The organism is Pseudomonas sp. UBA4617, from assembly GCF_002386445.1.
Classification (GTDB): domain Bacteria; phylum Pseudomonadota; class Gammaproteobacteria; order Pseudomonadales; family Pseudomonadaceae; genus Aquipseudomonas.
Genome location: NZ_DGIR01000027.1, coordinates 1 through 23,027, shown reverse-complemented (window position 1 = coordinate 23,027; position 23,027 = coordinate 1). Strand labels below are relative to the sequence as shown.

At 63.0% G+C, this 23,027-nt stretch carries 20 protein-coding genes; 12 read left to right on the top strand and 8 right to left on the bottom strand.

Going from position 1 to position 23,027, the window contains the following annotated elements:
• Positions 1 to 18: 18 nt before the first annotated feature.
• Positions 19 to 741: a UDP-2,3-diacylglucosamine diphosphatase gene (locus B4L76_RS12465; protein WP_296232858.1), complete on the bottom strand. Its 723-nt coding sequence runs from the start codon at positions 739 to 741 to the stop codon at positions 19 to 21.
• On the bottom strand, positions 738 to 1,238 hold the full coding sequence (locus B4L76_RS12460) for a peptidylprolyl isomerase (protein WP_296232857.1): 501 nt from the start codon (positions 1,236 to 1,238) through the stop codon (positions 738 to 740). Before B4L76_RS12460 ends, B4L76_RS12465 begins: the two co-directional genes overlap by 4 nt.
• A 248-nt stretch (positions 1,239 to 1,486) precedes the next feature.
• Here B4L76_RS12460 and B4L76_RS12455 point away from each other — a divergent pair, with 248 nt between their 5' ends.
• Positions 1,487 to 3,190, top strand: a complete 1,704-nt coding sequence (locus B4L76_RS12455) for a glutamine--tRNA ligase/YqeY domain fusion protein (protein WP_296232856.1) — start codon at positions 1,487 to 1,489, stop codon at positions 3,188 to 3,190.
• A gap of 9 nt (positions 3,191 to 3,199) precedes the next feature.
• A complete protein-coding gene (gene cysS, locus B4L76_RS12450) occupies positions 3,200 to 4,582 on the top strand; it encodes a cysteine--tRNA ligase (protein WP_296232854.1) in 1,383 nt (460 codons plus the stop codon).
• 136 nt (positions 4,583 to 4,718) lie between these two features.
• Here the strand turns inward: cysS and B4L76_RS12445 are convergent, their stop codons facing one another.
• The 3 genes from B4L76_RS12445 to csiR form a co-directional block, all read right to left on the bottom strand.
• Positions 4,719 to 6,110 carry a sensor histidine kinase gene (locus B4L76_RS12445; protein ID WP_296232853.1) on the bottom strand — a complete coding sequence of 464 codons (1,392 nt, stop codon included), beginning with the start codon at positions 6,108 to 6,110 and terminating at the stop codon, positions 4,719 to 4,721.
• Positions 6,088 to 6,768 (bottom strand): response regulator transcription factor, encoded by a 681-nt coding sequence (locus B4L76_RS12440; protein ID WP_296232851.1) that lies wholly within the window; start codon positions 6,766 to 6,768, stop codon positions 6,088 to 6,090. Before B4L76_RS12440 ends, B4L76_RS12445 begins: the two co-directional genes overlap by 23 nt.
• Before the next feature lie 103 nt (positions 6,769 to 6,871).
• Complete coding sequence (gene csiR, locus B4L76_RS12435) at positions 6,872 to 7,570, bottom strand: DNA-binding transcriptional regulator CsiR (RefSeq protein WP_296232850.1); 699 nt, start codon at positions 7,568 to 7,570, stop codon at positions 6,872 to 6,874.
• Between csiR and B4L76_RS12430 the strand changes: the two genes are divergently transcribed.
• From B4L76_RS12430 to proP, 7 genes are all read left to right on the top strand, one after another.
• The gene (locus B4L76_RS12430) at positions 7,461 to 7,772 is read left to right on the top strand and encodes a hypothetical protein (RefSeq protein WP_296233213.1); all 312 of its coding nucleotides are present in this window, start codon (positions 7,461 to 7,463) and stop codon (positions 7,770 to 7,772) included. The genes csiR and B4L76_RS12430 overlap by 110 nt on opposite strands.
• The gene (gene glaH / locus B4L76_RS12425) at positions 7,769 to 8,746 is read left to right on the top strand and encodes a glutarate dioxygenase GlaH (protein WP_296232848.1); all 978 of its coding nucleotides are present in this window, start codon (positions 7,769 to 7,771) and stop codon (positions 8,744 to 8,746) included. Before B4L76_RS12430 ends, glaH begins: the two co-directional genes overlap by 4 nt.
• A 113-nt stretch (positions 8,747 to 8,859) precedes the next feature.
• Complete coding sequence (lhgO, locus tag B4L76_RS12420; protein WP_296232846.1) at positions 8,860 to 10,110, top strand: L-2-hydroxyglutarate oxidase; 1,251 nt, start codon at positions 8,860 to 8,862, stop codon at positions 10,108 to 10,110.
• A gap of 149 nt (positions 10,111 to 10,259) precedes the next feature.
• A complete protein-coding gene (gene gabP / locus B4L76_RS12415) occupies positions 10,260 to 11,651 on the top strand; it encodes a GABA permease (RefSeq protein WP_296232844.1) in 1,392 nt (463 codons plus the stop codon).
• An 87-nt stretch (positions 11,652 to 11,738) separates the two neighbouring features.
• Positions 11,739 to 12,632: a PA4780 family RIO1-like protein kinase gene (locus B4L76_RS12410; RefSeq protein WP_296232841.1), complete on the top strand. Its 894-nt coding sequence runs from the start codon at positions 11,739 to 11,741 to the stop codon at positions 12,630 to 12,632.
• Between the two features lie 120 nt (positions 12,633 to 12,752).
• Positions 12,753 to 13,727, top strand: coding sequence for a porphobilinogen synthase (gene hemB, locus B4L76_RS12405; protein WP_296232839.1), 975 nt, complete (start codon positions 12,753 to 12,755; stop codon positions 13,725 to 13,727).
• A gap of 140 nt (positions 13,728 to 13,867) precedes the next feature.
• On the top strand, positions 13,868 to 15,370 hold the full coding sequence (gene proP / locus B4L76_RS12400; RefSeq protein ID WP_296232837.1) for a glycine betaine/L-proline transporter ProP: 1,503 nt from the start codon (positions 13,868 to 13,870) through the stop codon (positions 15,368 to 15,370).
• On the opposite strand, the gene B4L76_RS12395 is transcribed toward proP, so the two are convergent.
• From B4L76_RS12395 to treS, 3 genes are all read right to left on the bottom strand, one after another.
• On the bottom strand, positions 15,371 to 16,072 hold the full coding sequence (locus B4L76_RS12395; protein WP_296232835.1) for a YoaK family protein: 702 nt from the start codon (positions 16,070 to 16,072) through the stop codon (positions 15,371 to 15,373).
• A gap of 9 nt (positions 16,073 to 16,081) precedes the next feature.
• Positions 16,082 to 16,708, bottom strand: a complete 627-nt coding sequence (locus tag B4L76_RS12390) for a riboflavin synthase subunit alpha (protein ID WP_296232833.1) — start codon at positions 16,706 to 16,708, stop codon at positions 16,082 to 16,084.
• A gap of 81 nt (positions 16,709 to 16,789) precedes the next feature.
• Positions 16,790 to 18,856, bottom strand: coding sequence for a maltose alpha-D-glucosyltransferase (gene treS / locus B4L76_RS12385; RefSeq protein ID WP_296232832.1), 2,067 nt, complete (start codon positions 18,854 to 18,856; stop codon positions 16,790 to 16,792).
• A 224-nt stretch (positions 18,857 to 19,080) separates the two neighbouring features.
• Between treS and icmH the strand changes: the two genes are divergently transcribed.
• Genes icmH through B4L76_RS12370 form a run of 3 tightly spaced genes read left to right on the top strand, consistent with a single transcriptional unit; the run spans position 19,081 to position 22,964 of the window.
• Positions 19,081 to 19,947, top strand: a complete 867-nt coding sequence (gene icmH, locus B4L76_RS12380; protein WP_296232830.1) for a type IVB secretion system protein IcmH/DotU — start codon at positions 19,081 to 19,083, stop codon at positions 19,945 to 19,947.
• A gap of 15 nt (positions 19,948 to 19,962) precedes the next feature.
• Positions 19,963 to 22,041 carry a type VI secretion system Vgr family protein gene (locus B4L76_RS12375; RefSeq protein ID WP_296232829.1) on the top strand — a complete coding sequence of 693 codons (2,079 nt, stop codon included), beginning with the start codon at positions 19,963 to 19,965 and terminating at the stop codon, positions 22,039 to 22,041.
• Positions 22,041 to 22,964, top strand: coding sequence for a hypothetical protein (locus B4L76_RS12370; RefSeq protein WP_296232827.1), 924 nt, complete (start codon positions 22,041 to 22,043; stop codon positions 22,962 to 22,964). Before B4L76_RS12375 ends, B4L76_RS12370 begins: the two co-directional genes overlap by 1 nt.
• Positions 22,965 to 23,027 lie beyond the last annotated feature (63 nt).

The window sequence follows — 23,027 nt, the reverse complement described above, 5'->3', positions numbered from 1 at the left end:
TGTGCCAGTGCTACAGCGTCAGGAAAACTCGAACGGCGCCAGCTGAAAGCCTTGTTCATCAACCTGCAAGACCCAACCCCGGCGGTCCCAGTCACCTAGCACGATACGCCGCGCCGGTTGTCCATCGACCACCAGCTTGTGGATCGCCGGCCGGTGGGTATGGCCATGCACCAGCGTGCGCACACCCTGCGCGGCCATCACCTGCGGCACTGCTTCCGGGGTAACGTCGACGATTTCGGTGGCCTTCATTCGCGTTTGCGAGCGGCTTTCGTTGCGCAGCTTGCGCGCCAGCTTGTAGCGCGCAGCCAGCGGCAGGTGACGCAACACCCACAAGCTCAGCGGGTTGCGCAGCAGGCGGCGCATCTTCATGTAACCCAGGTCGCGGGTGCACAGGGTGTCGCCATGCATCAGCAACACCTGTTCGCCGCCCAGTTCGATCACGCTGGGATCGGCCAGCAACGTGCAGCCCGCAGCTTCGCAGAAGGCCTGGCCAATCAGGAAATCACGGTTGCCATGCATCAGGTAGATGGCCGTACCGCTGTCGCTCAAGCGCCGCAAGGCCTGGCAGATCGACTGCTGGAACGGCGTCATGGCATCGTCGCCGATCCATGCTTCGAAGAAGTCGCCGAGAATGTACAAGGCCTCCGCGTGGCGGCCACGGCCATCGAGCAAATCAAGAAACGCCCGGGTAATGTCCGGGCGTTCTTCTTGCAGGTGCAGATCGGAGATCAGCAGGATCACTCAATGATCTCGGCTTTCTCGATGACCACGTCGTCTTTCGGCACGTCCTGGTGGCCGGCCTTGGAACCGGTAGCGACCTTCTCGATGGCATCGACGATCTCACGGCCTTCGATCACTTCGCCGAACACCGCGTAGCCCCAGCCCTGCACGTTCTTGCCGCTGTGGTTGAGGAAGTCGTTGTCGGCGGCGTTGATGAAGAACTGCGCCGAGGCGGAGTGCGGCTCCATGGTACGGGCCATGGCAATGCTGTACTTCTTGTTCTTCAGGCCGTTGTCGGCTTCGTTCTGGATGCTGGCGCGGGTTTTTTTCTGGCTCATGCCAGGCTCGAAGCCGCCGCCCTGGATCATGAAGCCCTTGATCACGCGGTGGAATACGGTGCCGTCGTAGTGGCCATCCTTGACGTACTGAACGAAGTTTTCGGTAGTCAGCGGCGCTTTTTCGGCGTCCAGTTGCAGGACGATGTCGCCGTGGTTGGTGCTCAGTTTGACTTTGGACATGCTGAAACTCGCTCTTTCAAGGCAATCGGGAATTAGGGTGCGCAGGGCGCGGGTTACCACCTGACGCAGGATCAGGCGGTCGCGACACATTGCGCGCACTGGCCATTTTGCCAGGCTGCGGCAAAAAGCCGTGATAAATCACGCCTGTTTGTCCGGGCCCGACTGTCAGCAGCTTGACTGCTTCGGCTATGATAGGCCCTTTGATTCAATCGGCCTACCCAGGCCGGCTACGTGCATTCAAGGATCCTATGAGCAAGCCCACTGCCGACAACGCGCCCAACGCCGCTGCCAAAGGCGCCCCCGCTGTCCCTGCGAACTTCCTGCGGCCGATCATCCAGGCCGACCTGGACTCGGGCAAGCACAGCCGCATCGTCACCCGTTTCCCGCCGGAGCCCAACGGTTACCTGCACATCGGCCACGCCAAGTCGATCTGCGTGAACTTCGGCCTGGCCAGGGAATTCGGTGGCGTCTGCCACCTGCGTTTCGACGATACCAACCCGGCCAAGGAAGACCAGGAGTACATCGACGCCATCCAGAGCGATGTCAAGTGGCTGGGCTTCGACTGGGCCGGTGATGTGCGCTACGCCTCCGACTACTTCGACCAGCTGCACGATTGGGCGGTCGAGCTGATCAAGCGCGGCAAGGCCTATGTCTGCGACCTCACCCCCGAGCAGGCCAAGGAATACCGTGGCAGCCTCAAGGAGCCCGGCAAGAACAGCCCGTTCCGTGAGCGCAGCGTGGAAGAGAACCTTGACCTGTTCGCCCGCATGAAGGCCGGTGAGTTCAAGGACGGCGAGCGCGTGCTGCGGGCCAAGATCGACATGGCGTCGCCGAACATGAACCTGCGCGACCCGATCCTGTACCGCATCCGCCATGCCCACCACCACCAGACCGGTGACAAGTGGTGCATCTACCCCAACTACGACTTCACCCACGGCCAGTCGGACGCCATCGAGGGTATCACCCACTCGATCTGCACCCTGGAGTTCGAAGGGCATCGTCCGCTGTACGACTGGTTCCTCGACAACCTGCCGGTGCCGGCCCACCCGCGCCAGTACGAGTTCAGCCGCCTGAACCTGAACTACACCATTACCTCCAAGCGCAAGCTCAAGCAGCTGGTCGACGAAAAGCACGTCGAAGCCTGGGACGACCCGCGCATGTCGACCCTGTCCGGCTTCCGTCGCCGTGGCTACACCCCGGCCTCGATCCGCAACTTCTGCGAAATGATCGGCACCAACCGTTCCGACGGCGTGGTCGACATGTCGATGCTGGAGTTCAGCATCCGTGACGACCTGGACCGTACGGCACCTCGCGCCATGTGCGTGCTGCGCCCGCTGAAGGTGGTCATCACCAACTACCCGGAAGGCCAGGTCGAGCAGCTCGAGCTGCCGCGCCACCCGAAGGAGGACATGGGCGTACGCGTGCTGCCGTTCTCCCGTGAGCTGTACATCGACCGCGACGACTTCATGGAAGCGCCGCCGAAGGGCTACAAGCGCCTGGAACCGGCCGGTGAAGTGCGCCTGCGCGGCAGCTACGTGATCCGCGCCGACGAGGCCATCAAGGATGCCGACGGCAACATCGTCGAGCTGCGCTGCTCGTACGACCCGGACACCCTGGGCAAGAACCCTGAAGGCCGCAAGGTCAAGGGGGTTATCCATTGGGTACCGGCCGAGGGTAGCGTCGAGTGCGAAGTGCGCCTGTACGACCGCCTGTTCCGCTCGCCGAACCCAGAAAAGACCGAGGAGGGCGGCAGCTTCCTGGACAATATCAACCCGGATTCGCTGCAGGTGCTGCACGGCTGCCGTGCCGAGCCGTCGCTGGCCCAGGCCCAGCCCGAGGACCGCTTCCAGTTCGAGCGCGAGGGCTACTTCTGCGCCGACCTGAAAGACAGCCAGCCGGGCCGCCCGGTGTTCAACCGCACTGTCACCCTGCGTGACTCCTGGGGCAGCTGAGGAACCGCCGTGCTTACCATCTACAACACCCTGAGCAAAGCCAAGGAAGTCTTCAAGCCACTGGATGGCAACAAGGTGCGCATGTACGTGTGCGGCATGACCGTATATGACTACTGCCACCTCGGCCATGGCCGCAGCATGGTGGCCTTCGACCTGGTTACCCGCTGGCTGCGCAAGAGCGGCTACGAGCTGACCTATGTGCGCAATATCACCGACATCGATGACAAGATCATCAACCGGGCCAACGAGAACGGCGAAACCTTCGACGCCCTGACCGCGCGCATGATCGACGCCATGCACGAAGACGAGCGGCGCCTGAACATCCTGCCGCCGGACCAGGAACCGCGCGCCACCGATCATATCGCCGGCATGCACGCGATGATCCAGACCCTGATCGACAAGGGCTACGCCTACGCCCCGGGCAACGGCGACGTGTACTACCGGGTCGGCAAGTTCGTCGGCTACGGCAAGCTGTCGCGCAAGAAGATCGAAGACCTGCGTATCGGTGCGCGCATCGAGGTTGATGAAGCCAAGCAGGACCCGCTGGATTTCGTCCTGTGGAAAGGCGCCAAGCCGGGCGAGCCGAGCTGGGCATCGCCATGGGGGCCGGGCCGTCCGGGCTGGCACATCGAGTGCTCGGTGATGTCCACCTGCTGCCTGGGCGAAAGCTTCGACATTCATGGCGGTGGCAGCGACCTGGAGTTCCCGCACCACGAGAACGAGATCGCCCAGAGCGAGGCGGCCACCGGCAAGCAGTACGCCAACGCCTGGATGCACTGCGGCATGATCCGTATCAACGGCGAGAAGATGTCCAAGTCGTTGAACAACTTCTTCACCATTCGCGACGTGCTCGAAAAGTACCACCCGGAAGTGGTGCGTTACCTGCTGGTGGCCAGCCACTATCGCAGCGCGATCAACTACTCGGAAGACAGCCTGCGCGATGCCAAGGGTGCCCTGGAGCGCTTCTACCACGCCTTGCGTGGTCTGCCGCGGGTTGCAGCCAAGGGTGGCGAAGCGTTTGTCGAGCGTTTCAGCGTGGCGATGAACGACGACTTCGGCACCCCCGAAGCCTGCGCCGTGCTGTTCGACCTGGTGCGCGAGATCAACCGCCTGCGTGACAGCGACCCGGACGCGGCTGCTGGCCTGGCAGGGCGACTGCGCGAACTGGGCGACGTGCTGGGTGTGCTGCAGCTGGACGCCGATGACTTCCTGCGTGCCGGTGCTGAAGGCAAGGTGGATGCCGCCGAGGTCGAGGGCTTGATCCAGGCGCGCCTGCAGGCGCGTGCGGACAAGAACTGGGCCGAATCCGACCGTATTCGCGACCAGCTGACCGCCCTGGGGGTTGTGCTGGAAGACAGCAAGGGTAGTACTACCTGGCGCCTGGCTGACTGATCAGTACAGACGGGGCCGCTTTGCGGCCCATCGCGGCACAAGGCCGCTCCTACAGGAATAGCGCAGCATAGGATGCTTGCGTCGCCCCTGTAGGAGCGGCCTTGTGCCGCGATGGGCTGCAAAGCAGCCCCATTGTCTACTTGCCTGACGTGGCCAACGGGCAATGCAGAACCAGCTTGGCCCCACCCAACTCGCTTGCTCCCACTTCCAGCCCGAACCCGTGCAGGTCGACGATCGCCGCAACGATCGACAGCCCCAGCCCGAACCCTGCATGGCGATGGCCTTCCTCACTGCGATAGAACCGCTTCAGCACCGCAGCGCGTTCGTCTTCGGGAATGCCTGGCCCGCTGTCTTCGATGGCCAGGTGCAGGCCGTTGTCGTCTTGCGTCGCGCTCATTCGCACCTGGCCACCCTCGGGGGTGAATTTGATAGCGTTGCCCACCAGGTTGGCCAAGGCCTCGAACAACAGTTCGCGGTCACCATGCAAGGCCGGCAATTCCGTGGGCTGCTGCAGTTCCAGGCGAATGCCGCCATCTTCGGCCAAGGGCAGGTAGAAGTCATGCAGCTCCACCAGCAAGGCGTGTGGGTCCAGCTGTACGAAACCGGCGCGGCGTTGCCGGTCTTCCAGTTCGCTGATCCGTAGCAGCCCGCGGAAACGTGCCATCAAGGTGTCGGTCTCGCCGATGGCCTGGTCCAGCGCCTCGGCCTGGGTGGAATCGCTGTCGCTCTGCTGGCGAATACGGTAGAGCTGGGCACGCAGGCGCGTGAGCGGGGTACGCAGGTCGTGGGCGATGTTGTCGCAGACGCCCTTGACCTCGTGCATCAACCGCTCGATGCGATCGAGCATGGCGTTGACGATGGCCGCGAGCATGTCCAGCTCGTCGCGCCGGGCCGACAACGGCAGGCGGTGGGTGAGGTCGCCGGCGACGATCAGCTCGGCCTGGGCCTGGATCGCGCGGATGCGTTTGAGCGGCCTGCGACGCAGCAGGTACCAGCCGGCAAAGCCGGGGATCAGGGTCAACGAGATGCCCCACAGCAGTGCATGCAGGATGATCCGGGTGACCACGAACAGCGAGCCGTTGTCACGTACCAGCACCAGCCAGCGACCGTCCTGCACCTTGATCGCCACGGCATCGCAGCTGTCGCGCGGCATGTGTGGGTCGGCAGCGTCCAGGCAGCGCTTGAGCTCGTGAACCTTGCCATCGAGCTTGAGTTCCGCCGGGATGGTGCGAATGCGCCCGCCAAGCGGCTTGAGCTGGCCGTCGAACAGGCCATAGGCGTCGAAGCTGCGCTCTTCCAGGGCCTGGCTGGCGACCAGGGCGTCATCCAGCTGCTTGCCGCTCATGTGGGCGAACAGGTGCTGGCGCTGCAGCATGGAATGGCGGGTGAGCTTGTTCAGGTAGCTGGACACTTCGAAATACAGCACCCCCATGAGGATGCTGCTCCAGGCCACGAACAGGAAGCTGTACAGCGCCAGCAGGCGGCTGGTCGAGGAACTCCAGCCTTTAGACGGGTTCAGCAATGGCATAGCCGGAGCCCCGCACCGTACGGATCAGCGGCGACTGGCCGGGAGAGTCGATCTTCTTGCGCAGGCGGCCAATGTGCACGTCGATCAGGTTGGTGCCCGGGTCGAAGTGGTAGCCCCAGACTTCTTCGAAGATCATCATGCGGGTGATCACCTGGCCGCTGTGGCGCATCAGGTATTCCAGCAGCTTGTATTCGGTGGGTAGCAGGTTGAGCGTCTGATTGCCGCGTCGGGCCTCATGGCTGATCAGGTCCAGTTGCAGGTCGGCAACCTGCAGGCGGGTCTGGGTGACGGGCACGCTGTTGCGGCGCAGCAGGACCTCGACCCGTGCAGCCATCTCGTCGGAGGCGAACGGTTTGGTCAGGTAGTCGTCACCGCCGGCACGCAGGCCGCGCACCCGTTCGTCGACATCCGAGAGGGCGCTGATCATCAGGATTGGCGTGGCGATCTTGAGGTTGCGCAGGGTAGTGACGATGGTCAGCCCGTCGACCTCGGGTAGCATGCGGTCCAGGGTGATCAGGTCGTAGCCGCCGGCAATGGCCTTGGCCAGGCCTTCACGGCCGTTGTCGGCCCAATCCACTTCCAGGCCGTGGCTGGTAAGTTCGGCGACGATTTCCTGGCCGGTGACGGCGTCGTCTTCGATGGTCAGTACGCGAGGCATGCTGGTTTCCGGGCATCTGATGGAAAGTTGATTGTGCCAAAGAATAGTCAACCGGCGATTTAAGAAAAATTCATCTAGGCGCCTGGACGGGCAGGGCCGCGTCTTACACGTGCGCGCCGATGCCTTCGGCATGCATGATCTGGGCAATGATCGGCACCGGGGTCATCAGGTGTGAACGCATCATGGCACTGGCGCGCTTGGCGTCCCGGGCGAGAATCGCTTCGACCAGTGCCGCATGTTCCTGGCGCTTGAGTTCCAGGGCCTGCTCGGAAAACACAGTCTGGGTCAGCCACAGGTGCCGGTAGCGTTCGGCCTGGTCGAACAGGTAGGTACGCGCCTGCAGCAGATGCCGGGAGCCGCAACCCGATGCGATCGCGGTGTGGAACGCCTTGTGCCGTTCATCCCAGACATCCAGGCGCTGCTCGCGGGTTTTCACCTCCACCACCTTGGCCAGGGTATGCGAGTGGGCCAGTATCGACGCTTCCCAGGCATCATCCCCGCGCTCGATGGCCAGGGTGATGATCATCGCCTCCAGGTTGGCGCGGGCATCGTAGATGTCGTTCATTTCCTCCAGCGACATGGGCGCCACGCGGTAGCCCTTCTGGCTGATCGCGTTGACCAGATGCTCGGCTACCAGCTGCGACAGTGCCTCGCGCAAAGGGCCGACGCCCAGGTCGTAACGTTCCTTCAGCGTGCTCATCAACAGCTTTTCCCCGGGCTTGAACACGCCGCGGATGATGTCCTTCTTGAGCCTCTCATACCCGCTGAATGCTGAGTTTTGTCGGGGGGCGAGCGCTTCCAAGGTCCTGTTTCCTCAAACCGTTTTGGCGATCATACCGAAAGCGCCTGCTGGCGAAAAACAATGGACAAACGAGCAAATTGTCGCTGAAAAACAAAAATGTAGACATTTTATATTTATGGCGATATTTTCTGTGGCGCCCGCACAGATCCACGTCATGACCGGACGGCGCCATCAACCTTTTCTTGCCAGGACATTGCCATGAACGCTTTTACGCAGATCGACGAACTTGTGATGCCACTGCCGCTCGAACCGCATGGTTACACCATCGCCCCTTCACCACAGTCGCCGCGCCTGTTGGAGATCACTTTTGCCCGCGAAACGGTCGAAGCGTTCGTCCAGGCCGTTGCCCAGTGGCCGGTACAGGCGCTGGAATACAAGTCGTTCCTGCGTTTCCGCGTCGGCGAGATCCTCGATGAGCTGTGCCAGGGCACCCTGCGTCCGGTATTGCTCAACACCATCCTCGATCGCGCCAGCGGCGGCATGCTGATCAACCCGGTCGGCCTGGATGACGTGAGCCAGGCCGAAGACATGGTCAAGTTCACCACCGCTTGCGCACACCTGATCGGGCGCAGCAATTACGACGCCATGAGTGGCCAGTTCTATGCCCGCTTCGTGGTGGTCAATACCGACAATTCCGACAGCTACCTGCGCCAGCCGCACCGGGTCATGGAGCTGCACAATGACGGCACTTTCGTCAACCAGATCACCGACTACGTGCTGATGCTGAAAATCGACGAAAAGAACATGGAAGGCGGCAACTCGCTGTTGCTGCACCTGGATGACTGGGAGCAGTGCGACGAGTTCTTCCGCCACCCGTTGGCACGTCGCGAAATGCGCTGGACCGCGCCGCCGAGCAAGAAGGTGTCCGAGGATGTGTTCCACGCGGTATTCGACACCGATGCTGAAGGCCGCCCGACCATGCGCTACATTGACCAGTTCGTGCAGCCGGCAAACTATGAAGAAGGCATCTGGCTGAACGCCTTGTCGGAATCGCTGGAAGGCAGTGCGAAGAAGCTTTCGGTACCGGTCGGCGTGGGCAGCTTCCTGCTCATCAACAACCTGTTCTGGCTGCATGGCCGCGACCGTTTCACGCCACATGAAGGCCTGCGCCGCGAGCTGATGCGCCAGCGCGGTTACCTCGCCTTCCCCAAACCGCTGTACCAGCGCGGGCAATAATGACAATGCGCGGGGCGGGCGCCCGCCCGTGCGTTCAGGTAACAGACGATGCCACCAGGGTCCGTGCGACCTTGGTGAGCCAGCCAGGCAAAGCCTGCGTGTGAGGTAAGGCTGTGTACGATTTCATCATCATCGGCGGTGGCATTGTGGGCATGTCCACGGCCATGCACCTGGTCAAGGTCTATCCGGATGCGAAGATTCTCCTGCTGGAGAAAGAGTCCGGACCGGCCCGCCACCAGACCGGCCACAATAGCGGCGTGATCCACGCCGGCGTTTATTACACCCCGGGCAGCCTCAAGGCGCGCTTCTGCCTGGAAGGCAACAAGGCCACCAAAGCCTTCTGCACCCAGCACGGCATCCGCTTCGACGAGTGCGGCAAGCTGCTGGTGGCCACCAACGCACTGGAAATGCAACGCATGAAGGCGCTGTGGGAGCGCACCGCGGCCAATGGTCTGGAACGCTACTGGCTGTCAGCGTCCGAGCTGCACGAGCGCGAGCCCAACATCGTGGGCCTGGGCGGCATCTTCGTGCCCTCCAGCGGCATCGTCAATTACGCCCAGGTGACAGCGGCGATGGGCGCCGAATTCCAGCGTGCCGGTGGCGAAATCCGTTATGGCGCCGAGGTGGTCGGCTTGCAGGAACTGGCCAGCGAAGTGGTCGTGCGCACCCCGGGCGACGAGCTGCGCAGCCGCTTCCTGGTGACCTGCTCGGGCCTGATGGCCGACCGCGTGGTGAACATGCTGGGCCTGCGCACCGAGTTCGTCATCTGCCCGTTCCGGGGTGAATACTACCTGCTGCCCCAGCAGCACAACCAGATCGTCAACCACCTGATCTACCCGATTCCCGACCCATCCATGCCGTTCCTCGGGGTGCACCTGACGCGCATGATCGACGGCACCGTCACCGTCGGCCCCAACGCCGTACTGGCGATGAAGCGCGAGGGCTATCGCAAGACCGACATCAGCCCTGGCGACCTGTTCCAGACCCTGACCACCCCCGGCATTCTCAAGGTACTGGCGAAGAACTTCCGCCCGGGCCTGATCGAGATGAAGAACTCGCTGTTCAAGGGCGGCTACCTCAAGCAGGTGCAAAAGTACTGCCCGAGCATCACCAAGGCCGACCTTACGCCTTACCCGGCCGGTGTGCGTGCCCAGGCCGTGTCGCGAGACGGCAAGCTGATCGACGACTTCCTGTTCGTCAACACCGCGCGCAGCGTCAATGTCTGCAATGCCCCGTCGCCGGCTGCCACGTCTGCCATCCCGATCGGTGCCTACATCGTCGAGAAAGTCTGTGAGCAAGTCAGCCGCCAGGGCAGCAATACGCCAAAGGCCGACCTGATGCCGCGGCAGCGGGCAGCCAGCTGAAGTAGCCGTACACACCCTGCGGTTTCGTTTACTCAACCCGTACTGCCCTGCTCACCCTCCAGGGCAGGGCGGGCTTTTTCGCGCCTGCGCCGGTGACGTGCAAGCCGGCGGCCCCTGCGTGGGCATGACAAAAACAACAAGGTAGCACCATGCAAAACCACAACAACAATTTGAGTCATGGATTGAAATCACGGCATGTCACCATGCTGTCCATTGCCGGCGTGATCGGTGCCGGCCTGTTCGTCGGCTCCGGCCGGGCGATTGCCGAAGCCGGGCCGGCCACCATCCTCGCCTATATCCTGGCCGGTGCCCTGGTGGTGTTGGTAATGCGCATGCTGGCGGAAATGGCGGTGGCCTCGCCGGACACCGGTTCGTTCTCTACCTATGCCGACCTCGCCATCGGCAAATGGGCCGGCTATACCATCGGCTGGCTGTACTGGTGGTTCTGGGTGCTGATTATCCCGATCGAGGCCAACATCGCCGCCACCATTATCAATTCCTGGGTTCCGCAGCTGGAAATCTGGGTGCTGTCGCTGGTCATCACCTTGCTGCTGACCGCGACCAACCTGTTCAGCGTGAAGAACTATGGTGAGTTCGAGTTCTGGCTGGCGCTGGTCAAGGTGCTGGCCATCGTCGGCTTCATCGCGCTGGGGGCGTGCGCCATCTTCGGCCTGCTGCCGGGCTCCGCTGTCAGCGGCGTGTCGCGCCTGTGGGACACGGGCGGTTTCATGCCCAACGGCTTCGGCGCGGTGCTCAGTGCCATGCTCATCACCATGTTCTCGTTCCTCGGTGCCGAGGTAGTGACTATCGCCGCAGCCGAGTCCGATGAAGCGGGCAAGCACATCTCCAGGGCCACCAACTCTGTGATCTGGCGGATCACGCTGTTCTATATTCTGTCGATTTTCATCGTCATCGCCCTGGTGCCATGGACCGACCCGCGCCTGGCCAGCGAGGGCTCCTATGTCACGGTGCTGGATACCCTCGGCGTGCCGCATGCCAAGGCGATCATCGACTTTGTCGTGCTGACTTCGGTCACCAGTTGCCTCAACTCATCGCTGTACACCGCCTCGCGCATGGTCTACTCGCTGAGCCGCCGCGGTGATGCGCCGGCCTGCGCGCAACTGACCAGCCGTAGTGGCACGCCGGTGGTGGCGGTACTGCTGTCCACCGGGGCGGCGTTCCTGGCGGTCATTGCCAATTACCTGGTACCGGCCAAGGTATTCGGCTTCCTCATGGCCAGCTCCGGCGCGATTGCCTTGCTGGTGTACCTGGTGATTGCCGTTTCCCAGTTGCGCCTGCGACAGCGCCTGACCATCCAGGGCAGGACCCTGGGTTACCGCATGTGGCTGTTCCCGTGGCTGACCTGGGCGGTGATTCTGTTCATCAGCGCTGTGCTGGTATTGATGTTGTTCCGTCCGGACCACCGCATAGAGGTGGTGTCGACCCTGGTGCTGGCGCTGCTGGTGGTGTGTTCCGGCCTGCTGGTTACCCGGCGCCGCGCACGCGGGATGGTGCCAGGTGGTGCGGGGCAGGGCGCATGATCCTGGCGCTCTGAAGACAGACGAGCAAGTCGCTCCCGGCTGTGAGAGGATGTCCGCCATCACAGCCAGGACCCCGAACGCAGCCTGATGAAGACACCGAAAAGAATCGAACCCCTGATCGAAGACGGCCTGGTCGATGAAGTACTGCGGCCATTGATGAGTGGCAAGGAAGCTGCCGTGTATGTCGTGCGCTGCGGCAGCCAGGTACGCTGCGCAAAGGTTTATAAAGAAGCCAGCAAGCGCAGTTTCCGCCAGGCCGCCGAGTACCAGGAAGGCCGTAAGGTCCGCAACAGCCGTCAGGCGCGGGCCATGGCCAAGGGCAGCAAGTATGGCCGCAAGGAAGCCGAGGATGCCTGGCAGAACGCCGAAGTGGCGGCGTTGTTCCGGCTGGCCGCTGCCGGCGTGCGCGTGCCACACCCCTACGACTTCCAGGACGGCGTGCTGTTGATGGAGCTGGTGACCGACGCCGACGGCGACGCGGCACCGCGCCTGAACGACGTGCATCTGGAGGCCGAGGAAGCCCGCACCTTCCACGCCTTCGTCATCCGCCAGATCGTGCTGATGCTGTGTGCCGGTCTGGTGCATGGCGACCTGTCGGAGTTCAACGTGCTGCTCGGCCCCGACGGCCCGGTGATCATCGACTTGCCGCAGGCTGTGGATGCAGCGGCCAACAACCATGCCTTCAGCATGTTGCAACGCGATGTGGCCAACATGGCGCACTACTTCGGGCGTTTTGCGCCGGAGCTGAAAAATACCCGGTACGCGCAGGAAATGTGGGCCTTGTACGAGGCGGGCGAACTGCGCCCGGATAGCCCGCTGACAGGGCTGTACGAGGAGGCCGCGCAGGATGCCGACGTCGCTGGCGTCATGCGCGAGATCGATGCGGCCCGGCGGGATGATGCGCGCCGGCGTGCGGCGCGGGCCGAAGCCGAGCATGGGCCGGCTGGGGCCGATGAGCCGACGCCGCCCTGGCTTCGATAACAGGTCGCCTGTGCCGCAGCAACCTTTGCCTTTGACGCACGACAATATCTCGTCATTTGGCCTTTTCACTGGCGCGGGACAGGCATAAGGTATACGCCGTTCAAATTCCCTGGAGCAGTCATGTCCAACCAATTCCCGTCCGTTCGTCCTCGCCGCCTGCGCCAGAACGAGTCCCTGCGCACGATCTTCCAGGAAACCGAGTTCCGCCTTGAAGACCTGATCCTGCCAATCTTCGTTGAAGAGGGCATCGACGACTTCGTGCCGATCACCAGCATGCCGGGCGTCAACCGCATCCCCGAGAAGCTGCTGGCCCAGGAAATCGAGCGCTATGCCCGTGCCGGCATCAAGTCGGTGATGACCTTTGGCGTTTCGCACAACCTGGACGCCGTTGGCAGCGACACCTGGAACGAAAACGGCCTGGTCGCGCGCATGTCGCGGATCTGCAAGGACACCGTGCCGGAAATGGTAGTGATGTCCGACACCTGTTTCTGCGAATACACCAGCCACGGCCACTGCGGCGTGTTGCATGACCACGGCGTGGACAACGATGCCACATTGGCCAACCTGGGCAAGCAGGCAGTCATCGCCGCCGCTGCCGGTGCCGATTTCATCGCCCCTTCGGCGGCAATGGACGGCCAGGTGCAGGCCATCCGCAGCGCGCTGGACAGTGCCGGTTTCCACGACACCGCGATCATGGCCTATTCCACGAAGTTTGCTTCGTCATTGTATGGCCCGTTCCGCGAAGCCGGCGGTACCGCGCTGAAGGGTGACCGCAAAAGCTATCAGATGAACCCCATGAACCGCCGCGAAGCAGTGCGCGAGTCGCTGCTCGACGAGCAGGAAGGGGCCGACGTGCTGATGGTCAAGCCGGCCGGCGCCTACCTCGACGTGATTGCCGATATCCGTGCTGCCTCGCGCCTGCCGCTGGCCGCGTACCAGGTCAGTGGCGAATACGCGATGATCAAGTTCGGCGGCCTGGCTGGCGCCATCGATGAAGGCCGGGTGGTGCGTGAAAGCATCGGCGCGATCAAGCGTGCTGGTGCCGACCTGATCCTCACCTACTTCGCCATGGACCTGGCCCGCGACGGTTTCTGACCGGGCCTTTGCGCGTGTAAGCCGCTGTCATCGCAGCGGCTTCCAGTTGCCGAGAAAGCACGAAAAAGCAGTAAGCGCTGAATTATTTAGTGTCCCGTTGTATCTCATCCCTTAGAGCATTCATCGACAGGGATACGGACATGAAACCTCGCAAGAAAAGCGTCCAGCCAATCGGCCTCAAGGACATCACCATCGTCGACGACGCCAAGATGCGCAAGGCGATTACCGCAGCCGCCCTGGGTAATGCCATGGAGTGGTTCGATTTCGGTGTCTACGGCTTCGTCGCCTACGCCTTGGGCAAGGTGTTCTTTCCCAACGCCGACCCCGGTGTGCAGATGATCGCGGCATTGGCCACGTTCTCAGTGCCCTTCTTGATCAGGCCATTGGGCGGGCTGTTCTTCGGTGCCTTGGGTGACCGTTTCGGGCGGCAGAAAGTCCTCGCGGCGACCATTGTGATCATGTCGCTCAGCACCTTCGCCATTGGCTTGATACCGTCCTATGCCAGCATTGGCATCTGGGCGCCGATCCTGTTGTTGCTGGCCAAGATGGCCCAGGGCTTCTCGGTAGGGGGCGAGTACACCGGCGCCTCGATCTTCGTCGCCGAATACGCGCCCGACCGCAAGCGCGGGTTTCTTGGCAGCTGGCTGGACTTCGGCTCGATTGCCGGGTTCGTGCTGGGGGCCGGCGTGGTGGTGCTGATCTCTACCGTGCTGGGGGAGGACAAGTTCCTCGACTGGGGCTGGCGCCTGCCGTTCTTCCTCGCCCTGCCGCTGGGCATCATCGGCCTCTACCTGCGCCACGCGCTGGAGGAGACGCCGGCCTTCCAGCAGCACGTCGACAAGCTGGAGCAGGGCGACCGCGAAGGGCTGGCCGCCGGGCCCAAGGTCTCGTTCAAGGAAGTCGCCACCCAGCACTGGCGCAGCCTGGTGACCTGCATCGGCGTGGTGATCGCCACCAACGTCACTTACTACATGCTGCTCACCTACATGCCCAGCTACCTGTCGCACAACCTGCACTACAGCGAAGACCACGGCGTGCTGATCATCATCGCGATCATGATCGGCATGCTGTTCGTGCAGCCGATGATCGGGCTGCTCAGCGACAAGTTCGGCCGACGCCCGTTCATCATCGTCGGCAGCGTCGGGCTATTCGTGCTGGCCATCCCAGCCTTCATGCTGATCAACAGCGGTGTGCTGGGGGTGATTTTTGCCGGGCTGCTGATCATTGCCGTGCTGCTGAACTTCTTCATTGGGGTAATGGCCTCGACGCTACCAGCCATGTTCCCCACGCACATCCGCTACAGCGCCCTGGCCAGCGCCTTCAATATCTCGGTGCTGATTGCCGGGCTTACGCCGACCCTCGCTGCCTGGCTGGTGGAGAGCAGCGGCAACCTGTACATGCCGGCCTATTACCTGATGGTGATTGCCGCGGTGGGGCTGGTCACCGGCCTGACCATGAAGGAAACCGCCAACAAGCCGCTACGCGGCGCGGCACCGGCTGCATCGGATATCGAGGAAGCGCGCGAACTGCTGCAGGAGCACCACGACAATATCGAGCAGAAGATCGAGGACATCGATGCGCAGATTGCCGAACTGGAGGCCAAGCGCAAGTTGCTGGTGCAGCAGCACCCCCGCATCGACTGATCAGCGCGGCATGTAGCCACGCTGCCACGCGCGGGGAATGAAGCGCGACACCAAGGCCAGCACGCAGGCCAGCGTGCAACTGCCGGCCAGGGCTTGCAGACCCAGGCGTTGCTCCAGCCAGGCACCTAGCGCAGCGCCTAGCAGCATGCCGGCCCAGGGCACCAGTTGCACCCGCCAGCCGTTGCGCCGCTCGCCCAGCAGCCAGCGCCCCAGGCCACGGCCGAAGCGTGACAGGGCGCCGGTGACGTAGGTCAGGCCGATTGGCAGGCCGTTCACCTGTTCGACCACGGCATTGATCATGCCCATGGCCAAGGTGGCGGCGAGCAGCGCCGGGAAGGTATTGCCCAGGCGCCAGCCTGCGGCGAAGGTCAGCAGTACGGCGACCACCAGCAGCACTGGCCAGGCCCGGCGGCGGAAGCCGCGCGCCAACAGCACGCCCAGTGCATTACCGGCGACAAAACCGAGCACGGCGCCACTCAGGCGCAGCACCATGGCCAGGTCCGCTTCACTGATGGCCACTGCCAGGCGCGTGGTGTTGCCGCTCATGAACGACACGAAGTCGCCCAAGGCCAGCAGGCCGATGGCGTCGGTCATGCCGGCAAGGACCGACAGGCCGGCAACCAGGCCAAGGCCGACACGGCCACGCAGGATCTGCAGGCGCAGCCGGCGTGCCGTGCGTGCGGGGAGGGCGTTGGGCAGCATGCCTGGTCCTCAGCGCGGCAGTTCGCGAGCGAGGGTGCTCTTGATGGTGCGTTCCACTACATCCACCAGCACCATGGTCTGGTGGTCGACCTCGATATTCAGCAACTCGCCGGCCTGGTAACGGGCGAAGGTGGTCTGGCGCAGGGTTTCGGGGATCAGATTGATGGTGACTACGTTGTCTTCCACGTCGGCGACCGTCAGGCTGCAGCCGTTGACCCCGATGAAACCGCGCGCAAATACGTACTTGCCCCATTGCGCCGGCATGCGGAACCTGATGAAGGCGCCGGTCGGCTGGATCGACAGCTCGACGATCTCTGCCGTGGTGGCGATGTGCCCAGCCATCAGGTGGCCGCCGACTTCGGCGTTCATCTTCGCTGAGCGTTCGATGTTGACGCCCTGGCCAGGCTTGAAGAAGCGCAGGTTGGTGCGCTCGAGGGTGGCGGTCATGGCGTCGAACCTGACCCGCGTGCCGTCAATCTCGGTCACCGACAGGCAAGTCCCCTCGACACTGACGCTGGCGCCGATCTTCAGTTCGTCGAGCAGCGCCGGGGTAAGGTCGATGGTGAACTGGTTGTGGCCCGGGTAGCTGGTCACTTCAAGCAGCGGGCGGACAGCCTGGACGATGCCGGTATACATGGGTTGCTCCTGGGCACAGAGAAAGAAAACTTCCGAACGCTATGCCCGTGGCGCGGCAAATGCAAGCCTGGCCAGGCTGGTTCAGACATGCCCGCTGCTATTGACGATACGCAGGCACAGCGCCTCGTACGGGTCCAGGTTGAGCATCAGCCGCCCGTCCTCGGTCAGGTCCCCCTCGACCGTCTCATTGATCATGTCCACCACCGGCCCCGGGGTGAACCCGGTCAACTGCAATTCCTCGGCTATCGCTTCCTGGCCAAAGTTCAGCGCAGTGATCTGGATGCCGCGCCCGGCCGGCAACTCATGCACCATCACCAGCAACCCGGGGCTGTTGACGTCGGGTACCAGCAACTGGCGGCTGCTGGCTATACCATAGGCCTGGCGCACCGCCAGTAGCTTTTTCACCTTGCAGGCGAATGAATCGCCGTTTTCCAGCTGGCTGTCCAGGCTGCCATACAGCGCCCGCGCCCGCGGCAGGCCACGCACCGAGGTTTCGGCCTGGGGGGCGAGCCCGGCCAGGTCGTAACCGCCCCGGTGAATCCAGCGGGTATCGCCATCCGTCATCCGCTCTGCCACCGCTTCGGCGGGCAAGGGCAGGGCGCCCACCAAGTCCCAGCCGGACAGTGCCACCACGCCCGGCTGCATGGCGTTGTACATGACCAGCAACAGGTGCACCTTCTGGATCAGCTCGACCTCTGCCGGGCCGATCTGCCCAAGGTCGCGGATGCCCAGTGCCGCGGCGATCAGGCTGACTGTGGTGCAGGCGATGCCATTGGTGACGAAGCGCAGGTTGTAGGGTGCATGTTCGCCGGACAGCCGCTCGTAGATTTCTTCGCGGATGTGCTCACGGAGGATGCCGCCGGGCAGGGTCTGGCCCTTGTACAGGTACATGTCATGGGCGTGCAGGGTCCAGAAGTGAACCAGCTCCACGGTCAGTTCGTCGTGGTTCTGCAGGGCATGGATCAGCGAGGCCGGGTCGATGCCGAAGGCATGCATCTCTTTCAGCATCAGGCGCAGGAACTCGGTGTCGCCGGTCAGCAGAGCATGCTGGTAGGCGGGCCGGGTGACAAAGTCATAGGACAGGTCGGCACCGCCCTTGGACATCTGCGCGATGTCGTCGAGCGTCAGGTTCAGTTCCTGAAAACTGAAGCCGCCAGCCTTGCGGATCATGCCGCCGATCAGCTGGTTGCCGACCAGCGACAGCGGGTGGCTTTCCGACCAGGCTGTGCCGCTGGCGCGCGTTTCTACGCCGAGGAAGCCGTTGGCATCCAGGCGCAGGCCGCGCGCGCCCAGGCAGTCCAGGGCGTGCAGGGCATCGCCAATGATCATCTGTTGCGCGGCGAAGGTCGGGTCCAGCCAGTTCAGTGACGGCTGGCCTTCCTTGAAGTAGTGCAGGTATACCCAGCGCCGGGTCTTGCCGTCCACCCCGGTCACCGGCGGCGTGGCGCTCCAGTCGGTTTCCTTCACGCCGGGCTCGAAGAAGATCACCCGTTGCAACTGGCCGACGATGTAGTGCCGGGCCTTGAGTTCATCACACTGTGCCGGCAGCAGGTTGACCGCATCGCGTCCGGCGGGGACGTCCGGCAGCAACGGCCAGTCCTCCTCGCGGATCTCGACCATGTGGTACAGCCCCGGGTAGGGCCCGTGGGCCAGCTCGGCGAGGCGGAAGTCGGCGCCTTTGCCGGTGTGCGAGGGGATCAGGTCGTCGATGGTCACCGCATTGTGTGCGGCGGCCATGCGGCTCATCTGGATCAGCTCCTGCTCGCTGCCGTACAGCGGGTCGATGTCGAAGCTGATGCGGTCGAAGTTGCCGTCCACGCTGGGCGTAAGTTCGCGGCCACGAAGGCCGCCGGACAGTTTGATCGGGCCGGTGTGCAGGCCCTGGACGCCGATCTCCGACAGGCGTTTCCACAGCGCTTCGTGGGCCAGGGCGCCGAGTACCGAACAGCCCTCGGGGGCGATGATGGCGTCAGGGTAGACCGTCAGCCAGACCGAGGCGATCTCGATGGCCCGGCGCGGCTGGGCTTCGGCGTAAGGCTGCTGCCACAGGCGCGACTGGCCTGAGTACAGATGGGTACGCTGCTGGGCTGCCTGAAGCATGGCGCGCTCTTCGAGCCATTTGACATAGGACGGGTCGGGCTGGGTCATTGCGCTTCCTCATTGCGTTCACCGGCTCAGGTTATGACGGCTTTGCAGGCGGAACGTTTCACTTGGATGCATTGGTTGCAGGCGATGCGTTTGGGGCTGTTTCCAAACCCGGCACAGGCCAGTCGAAATGTCCTACAACGGCTTGGGAAGGCCCCGACTTCTCCCAGAATGGCTTCCCCGATAGCGTTCATGCCTTCAGTCCGCTGGAAGACAAGGACCTTCTCATGCCCCGGCCACGCTTCAACCCACCTGAAGAAATCGGGGGCGCCAAGGCTGCTCACGACGTCATGGAAAACAGCCTGAACACCATGCTCGAGGCGCCGCAGGAAGCTCAGTCGCCCTACCTGGCTGCGGCGGCAGAGCTGGCAGGTTACCCGGCCGACCCTGAGTTCCAGCTACGCGGCGGCTTCGACAACCTGATGCTCGACGCGGCAAACCCGTTGTTCGGCCTGGTCATTCGCCTGCGCACCCTGGATGACCTGCCAAACATCGAATACGTGCACAAGACCCTGCAAACGCAGATCAGCGCCATCCGCGAGGAAATCCAGCAGCACGGCTATCCCGCTGCGCATCTCGAAGCGTACTCCTACGCGCTGTGCCTGTACCTGGACGAGGCGGTAATGAGCCGCCCCTGGGGCTGCAATTCGTGCTGGAGCCAGGAACCGTTATTGAGTGTGTTCCACCACGAAACCCACGGTGGCGAAAAGGTCTTCGTGCTGCTGGAGCGGATGATGCAGTCGCCTGCGGAGTTCCAGGATGTGCTGGAGTTCCTGTACTTCTGTTTCTGCCTGGGCCTGAAGGGCAAGTACGCGCTCGATCCCAAGGGCGATGAAATCATCAATGCGCTGATTTCACGCATGCACAAGGAACTTCGCGAACTGCGTGGTCCCACCCCCGAAAGCATTTGCGACCCCTACACCAACGTTGTCGATCGTCCCTATCGCCGGCGGCGCCGGACCTGGCCCTGGTGGAGCCCGCTGGTGGTGTCTGCCGTCGCCATGGTGTGCGCCTACTGCTACTACAGCTACCGCCTGAGCCTGATCACCGGCGAGGTCCTGGAATCGCTCGACAGCATCATTCTGCAGCCGTAGCCAGGGGTAACCTGCATGCCTAGCCAATCCGAGTTGCGCTTTACCTTTCAGCCGCTGGCGAGCCGGCTTGAGTTCGAAGTGGTTTCGTTCGAACTCGACGAAGCGCTCAGCTCACCTTTCCAGCTGAGCCTGGAGCTGATCAGTTTCGACAGCGACGTCGACTTCGGCGCGGTGCTCGACAAACCGGCACTGTTCACCCTGTGGCGCGGCAAACGCCCGCTACGCTATGTGCACGGCTTGGTCAGCCGCTTCAGCCAGGGTGAGACAGGCCATTTCCGCACCCGTTACCGCGCGCTGGTCGAACCCGTGCTGGCGCGGGCCGGGCTGCGTTCGAACTGGCGCATCTTCCAGCAGAAGAGCGTGCCGCAGATTCTCGAACTGATGCTCCAGCGCCAGGGCATCAGCCGCTTCGAAATCAACAGTACCAGCGCACATCAGGGGCGAGAGTTCTGCGTACAGGCCGGTGAAACCGACCTCGACTTCATGGCCCGCCTGGCCGCCGAGGAGGGTTTCGTCTACCGCTTCGAACACACGCCGAAATATCACCAGCTGGTCATCAGCGATCGGCTGCTGGCGCTGGGTCAGCTCAGTCGTGGTGCCATCAAATGCGAAGACGATGACGAAGGCTTCCATGAAGAGGACGACGTCGGTCCCGACCGGGTGCTGTACCGCGCCAACAGCGGTGGTGATCAGGCCCGACCCTGCCTGTGGAGCCTGCGTTACAGCGAGCAGGTGCGTACCGCAAAGCAGGTGCAACGGGACTACACCTTCACCAACCCGCAGTACCGCCAGGAACATCGCGCGAGCGACAGCAGCATCACCCATCAGTCGCTGGACTATGAGCGTTTCGACTATCCAGGCCGCTACAAGCGCGATGCGGTCGGTGTCCCCTTCACCGCCACCCGCCTCACGGCCCTGCGCCATGACGCCCGCCTCGCCGAGGTGGAGGGTGACGATGTGCGCCTGCAACCGGGGTTGAGCTTCACCCTGGTCGAACATCCTCGCGAGGACCTCAATGTGCATTGGCGCACTATCCGCGTGCACCACGAGGGCATCCAGTTCACCAGCCTGCAGGAAGAGGCTGCTGGCAGTGAGCAAGGCACGCGCTACCAGCAGGCAGCGGTGCTGGTGCCGGGAAGAGGCGAATGGCGCCCGGCGCCGTTGGCCAAACCACGTATCGACGGCCCGCACATGGCCACCGTGGTCGGCCCGCCGGGTGAAGAGATCTATTGCGACGAATGGGGGCGGGTCAAGGTCAGCTTCCCTTGGGACCGCGAGAGCCGGGACAACGAATTCAGCTCCTGCTGGGTGCGCGTGTCGCAGGGCTGGGCGTGCGGCAGCTGGGGCTCGATGGCCATCCCGCGCATCGGCCAGGACGTGATCATCCAGTACGTCAACGCCGACCCCGACCAGCCATTGATCATCGGGCGTACCTACTGCGGCGACCAATTGCCGCCCTATGACTTGCCGCAGCACAAGACGCGCATGACCATCAAGAGCCAGACCCACAAGGGCAACGGCTTCAACGAGCTGCGTTTCGAGGATGAACTGGGCAAGGAGGAGGTGTTCATCCACGCCCAGCGGGACCAGAACAATGTCGTTGGCAATGATGAGACCACGCGTGTCGGGCGCAACCGTGTCGAGCAGGTAGGGCATGACGAGCAATCCAGCATCGGCAATGACTTGCGCGAAGAAGTCGGGCGCGACCATACCCGCTTGGTCGGGCAGACCTGCCGCCTGGATATCAGGCAGGACCTGGTCGAGAAGGTCGGCAACAACCGGAGCGAATCAACGGGAGGCAATCAGCAGGTGTCTGTCGGTAATGACAGCGAGCTTGTCGTCAAAGGTATGCAAAAGGTCACTGTCGGGCAGGGTATGGAGCACCACACGACGATCTACCAGGTGCGGGCCAGCGAACGCATCGAATTCAGAACCGCGGGTGGCAGCATTCTGCTGGATGAGCGAGGCATCACCATCAATGGGCTGGCACTCGACCTGCAGGGGCAAACCACGGCGCTCGCCAAGGGCACAGGCGACGCCCAGTCACTGTTGCTGACGCCGAACCCCAGCGACAAGTGTGAGGGCCAGCTCTGATGGGCTTCGAAGGCCTGGCCAACCTCATTGAAAAACAGTACGAACCCCATTTGCATTGCCATGTGCTGATCGACCCGCTTGCGCTTCCTGACAATGGCGACCACGCCTTGCTTGTGCAGCTGCGCAGCGCTTTGGGCGAGCCTGCACTGATTAACGTGCCAAGGGCCGATCTAGCCCATGCGCCCCATTTGTATCCCGTACTGGTTTGTCTGGCTATGCCTGGAGCCGCGCCCAGTCGCTCATTGCTGGAACAGACAGCGCGGGCGGCGCAGCAAGGTTTGTATCAGCGTCGGCGCTACCTGTGCGGTTGGCTCTTCAGTGAGGCGCCGTCGGTCACGATTGCTTCGCACCTAGCGGCCTTGTGCCGGGTACCCGATGGCAAAGGGGCGTTCAGTTTCTATCCAGTCTACGAACCGGTTCGCCTGGAGCTGCTCGCAGCGACCTACCAGCAGGTTGAGCACGGCCCGTGGTGGCCGGTCAGCAAATGGTTGTTCCTCAGCAGTGGAGGGCGGCTGGTAAACCTGAAAGGGCTGGCTCAGCAGCTTCATCCTCTGCCAGCGCCTGCCCAGCGGATCCAGGACGATGCGGCGTTGGTGGAACGCGTTTTGGGCATCTGGAGAGCGTTGCGGGCTGGGGCGAGCGAGGCCTACCCATGTTCGATTCCGCCGTTTGCCGCCGTGCGTGCATCGAACCACATCGATAATGCGCGGGCGCTGGGGTTGAGCGAAGCGGAGGACATCGCGGTTTTTGCCCTCCACCAACTGTGTATTCATCCTCGGTTGCACAACGTTGCTGCGGTTCGCGAACTGATCAGCTCAATCGTTGGGCAACAACGCCCCCTTGCGCCTGCATTGGCCCGTTACTCCGAGGAGCAATGGCGCCGCCTGACCGAATCCCTGCCGACATCCGAGAGTCGTTCATGACCATCAGTCAACGCATCGCCATCGCGGCGGCCGAAGCCGGCCTGCCGCACGACCAGTGCATGT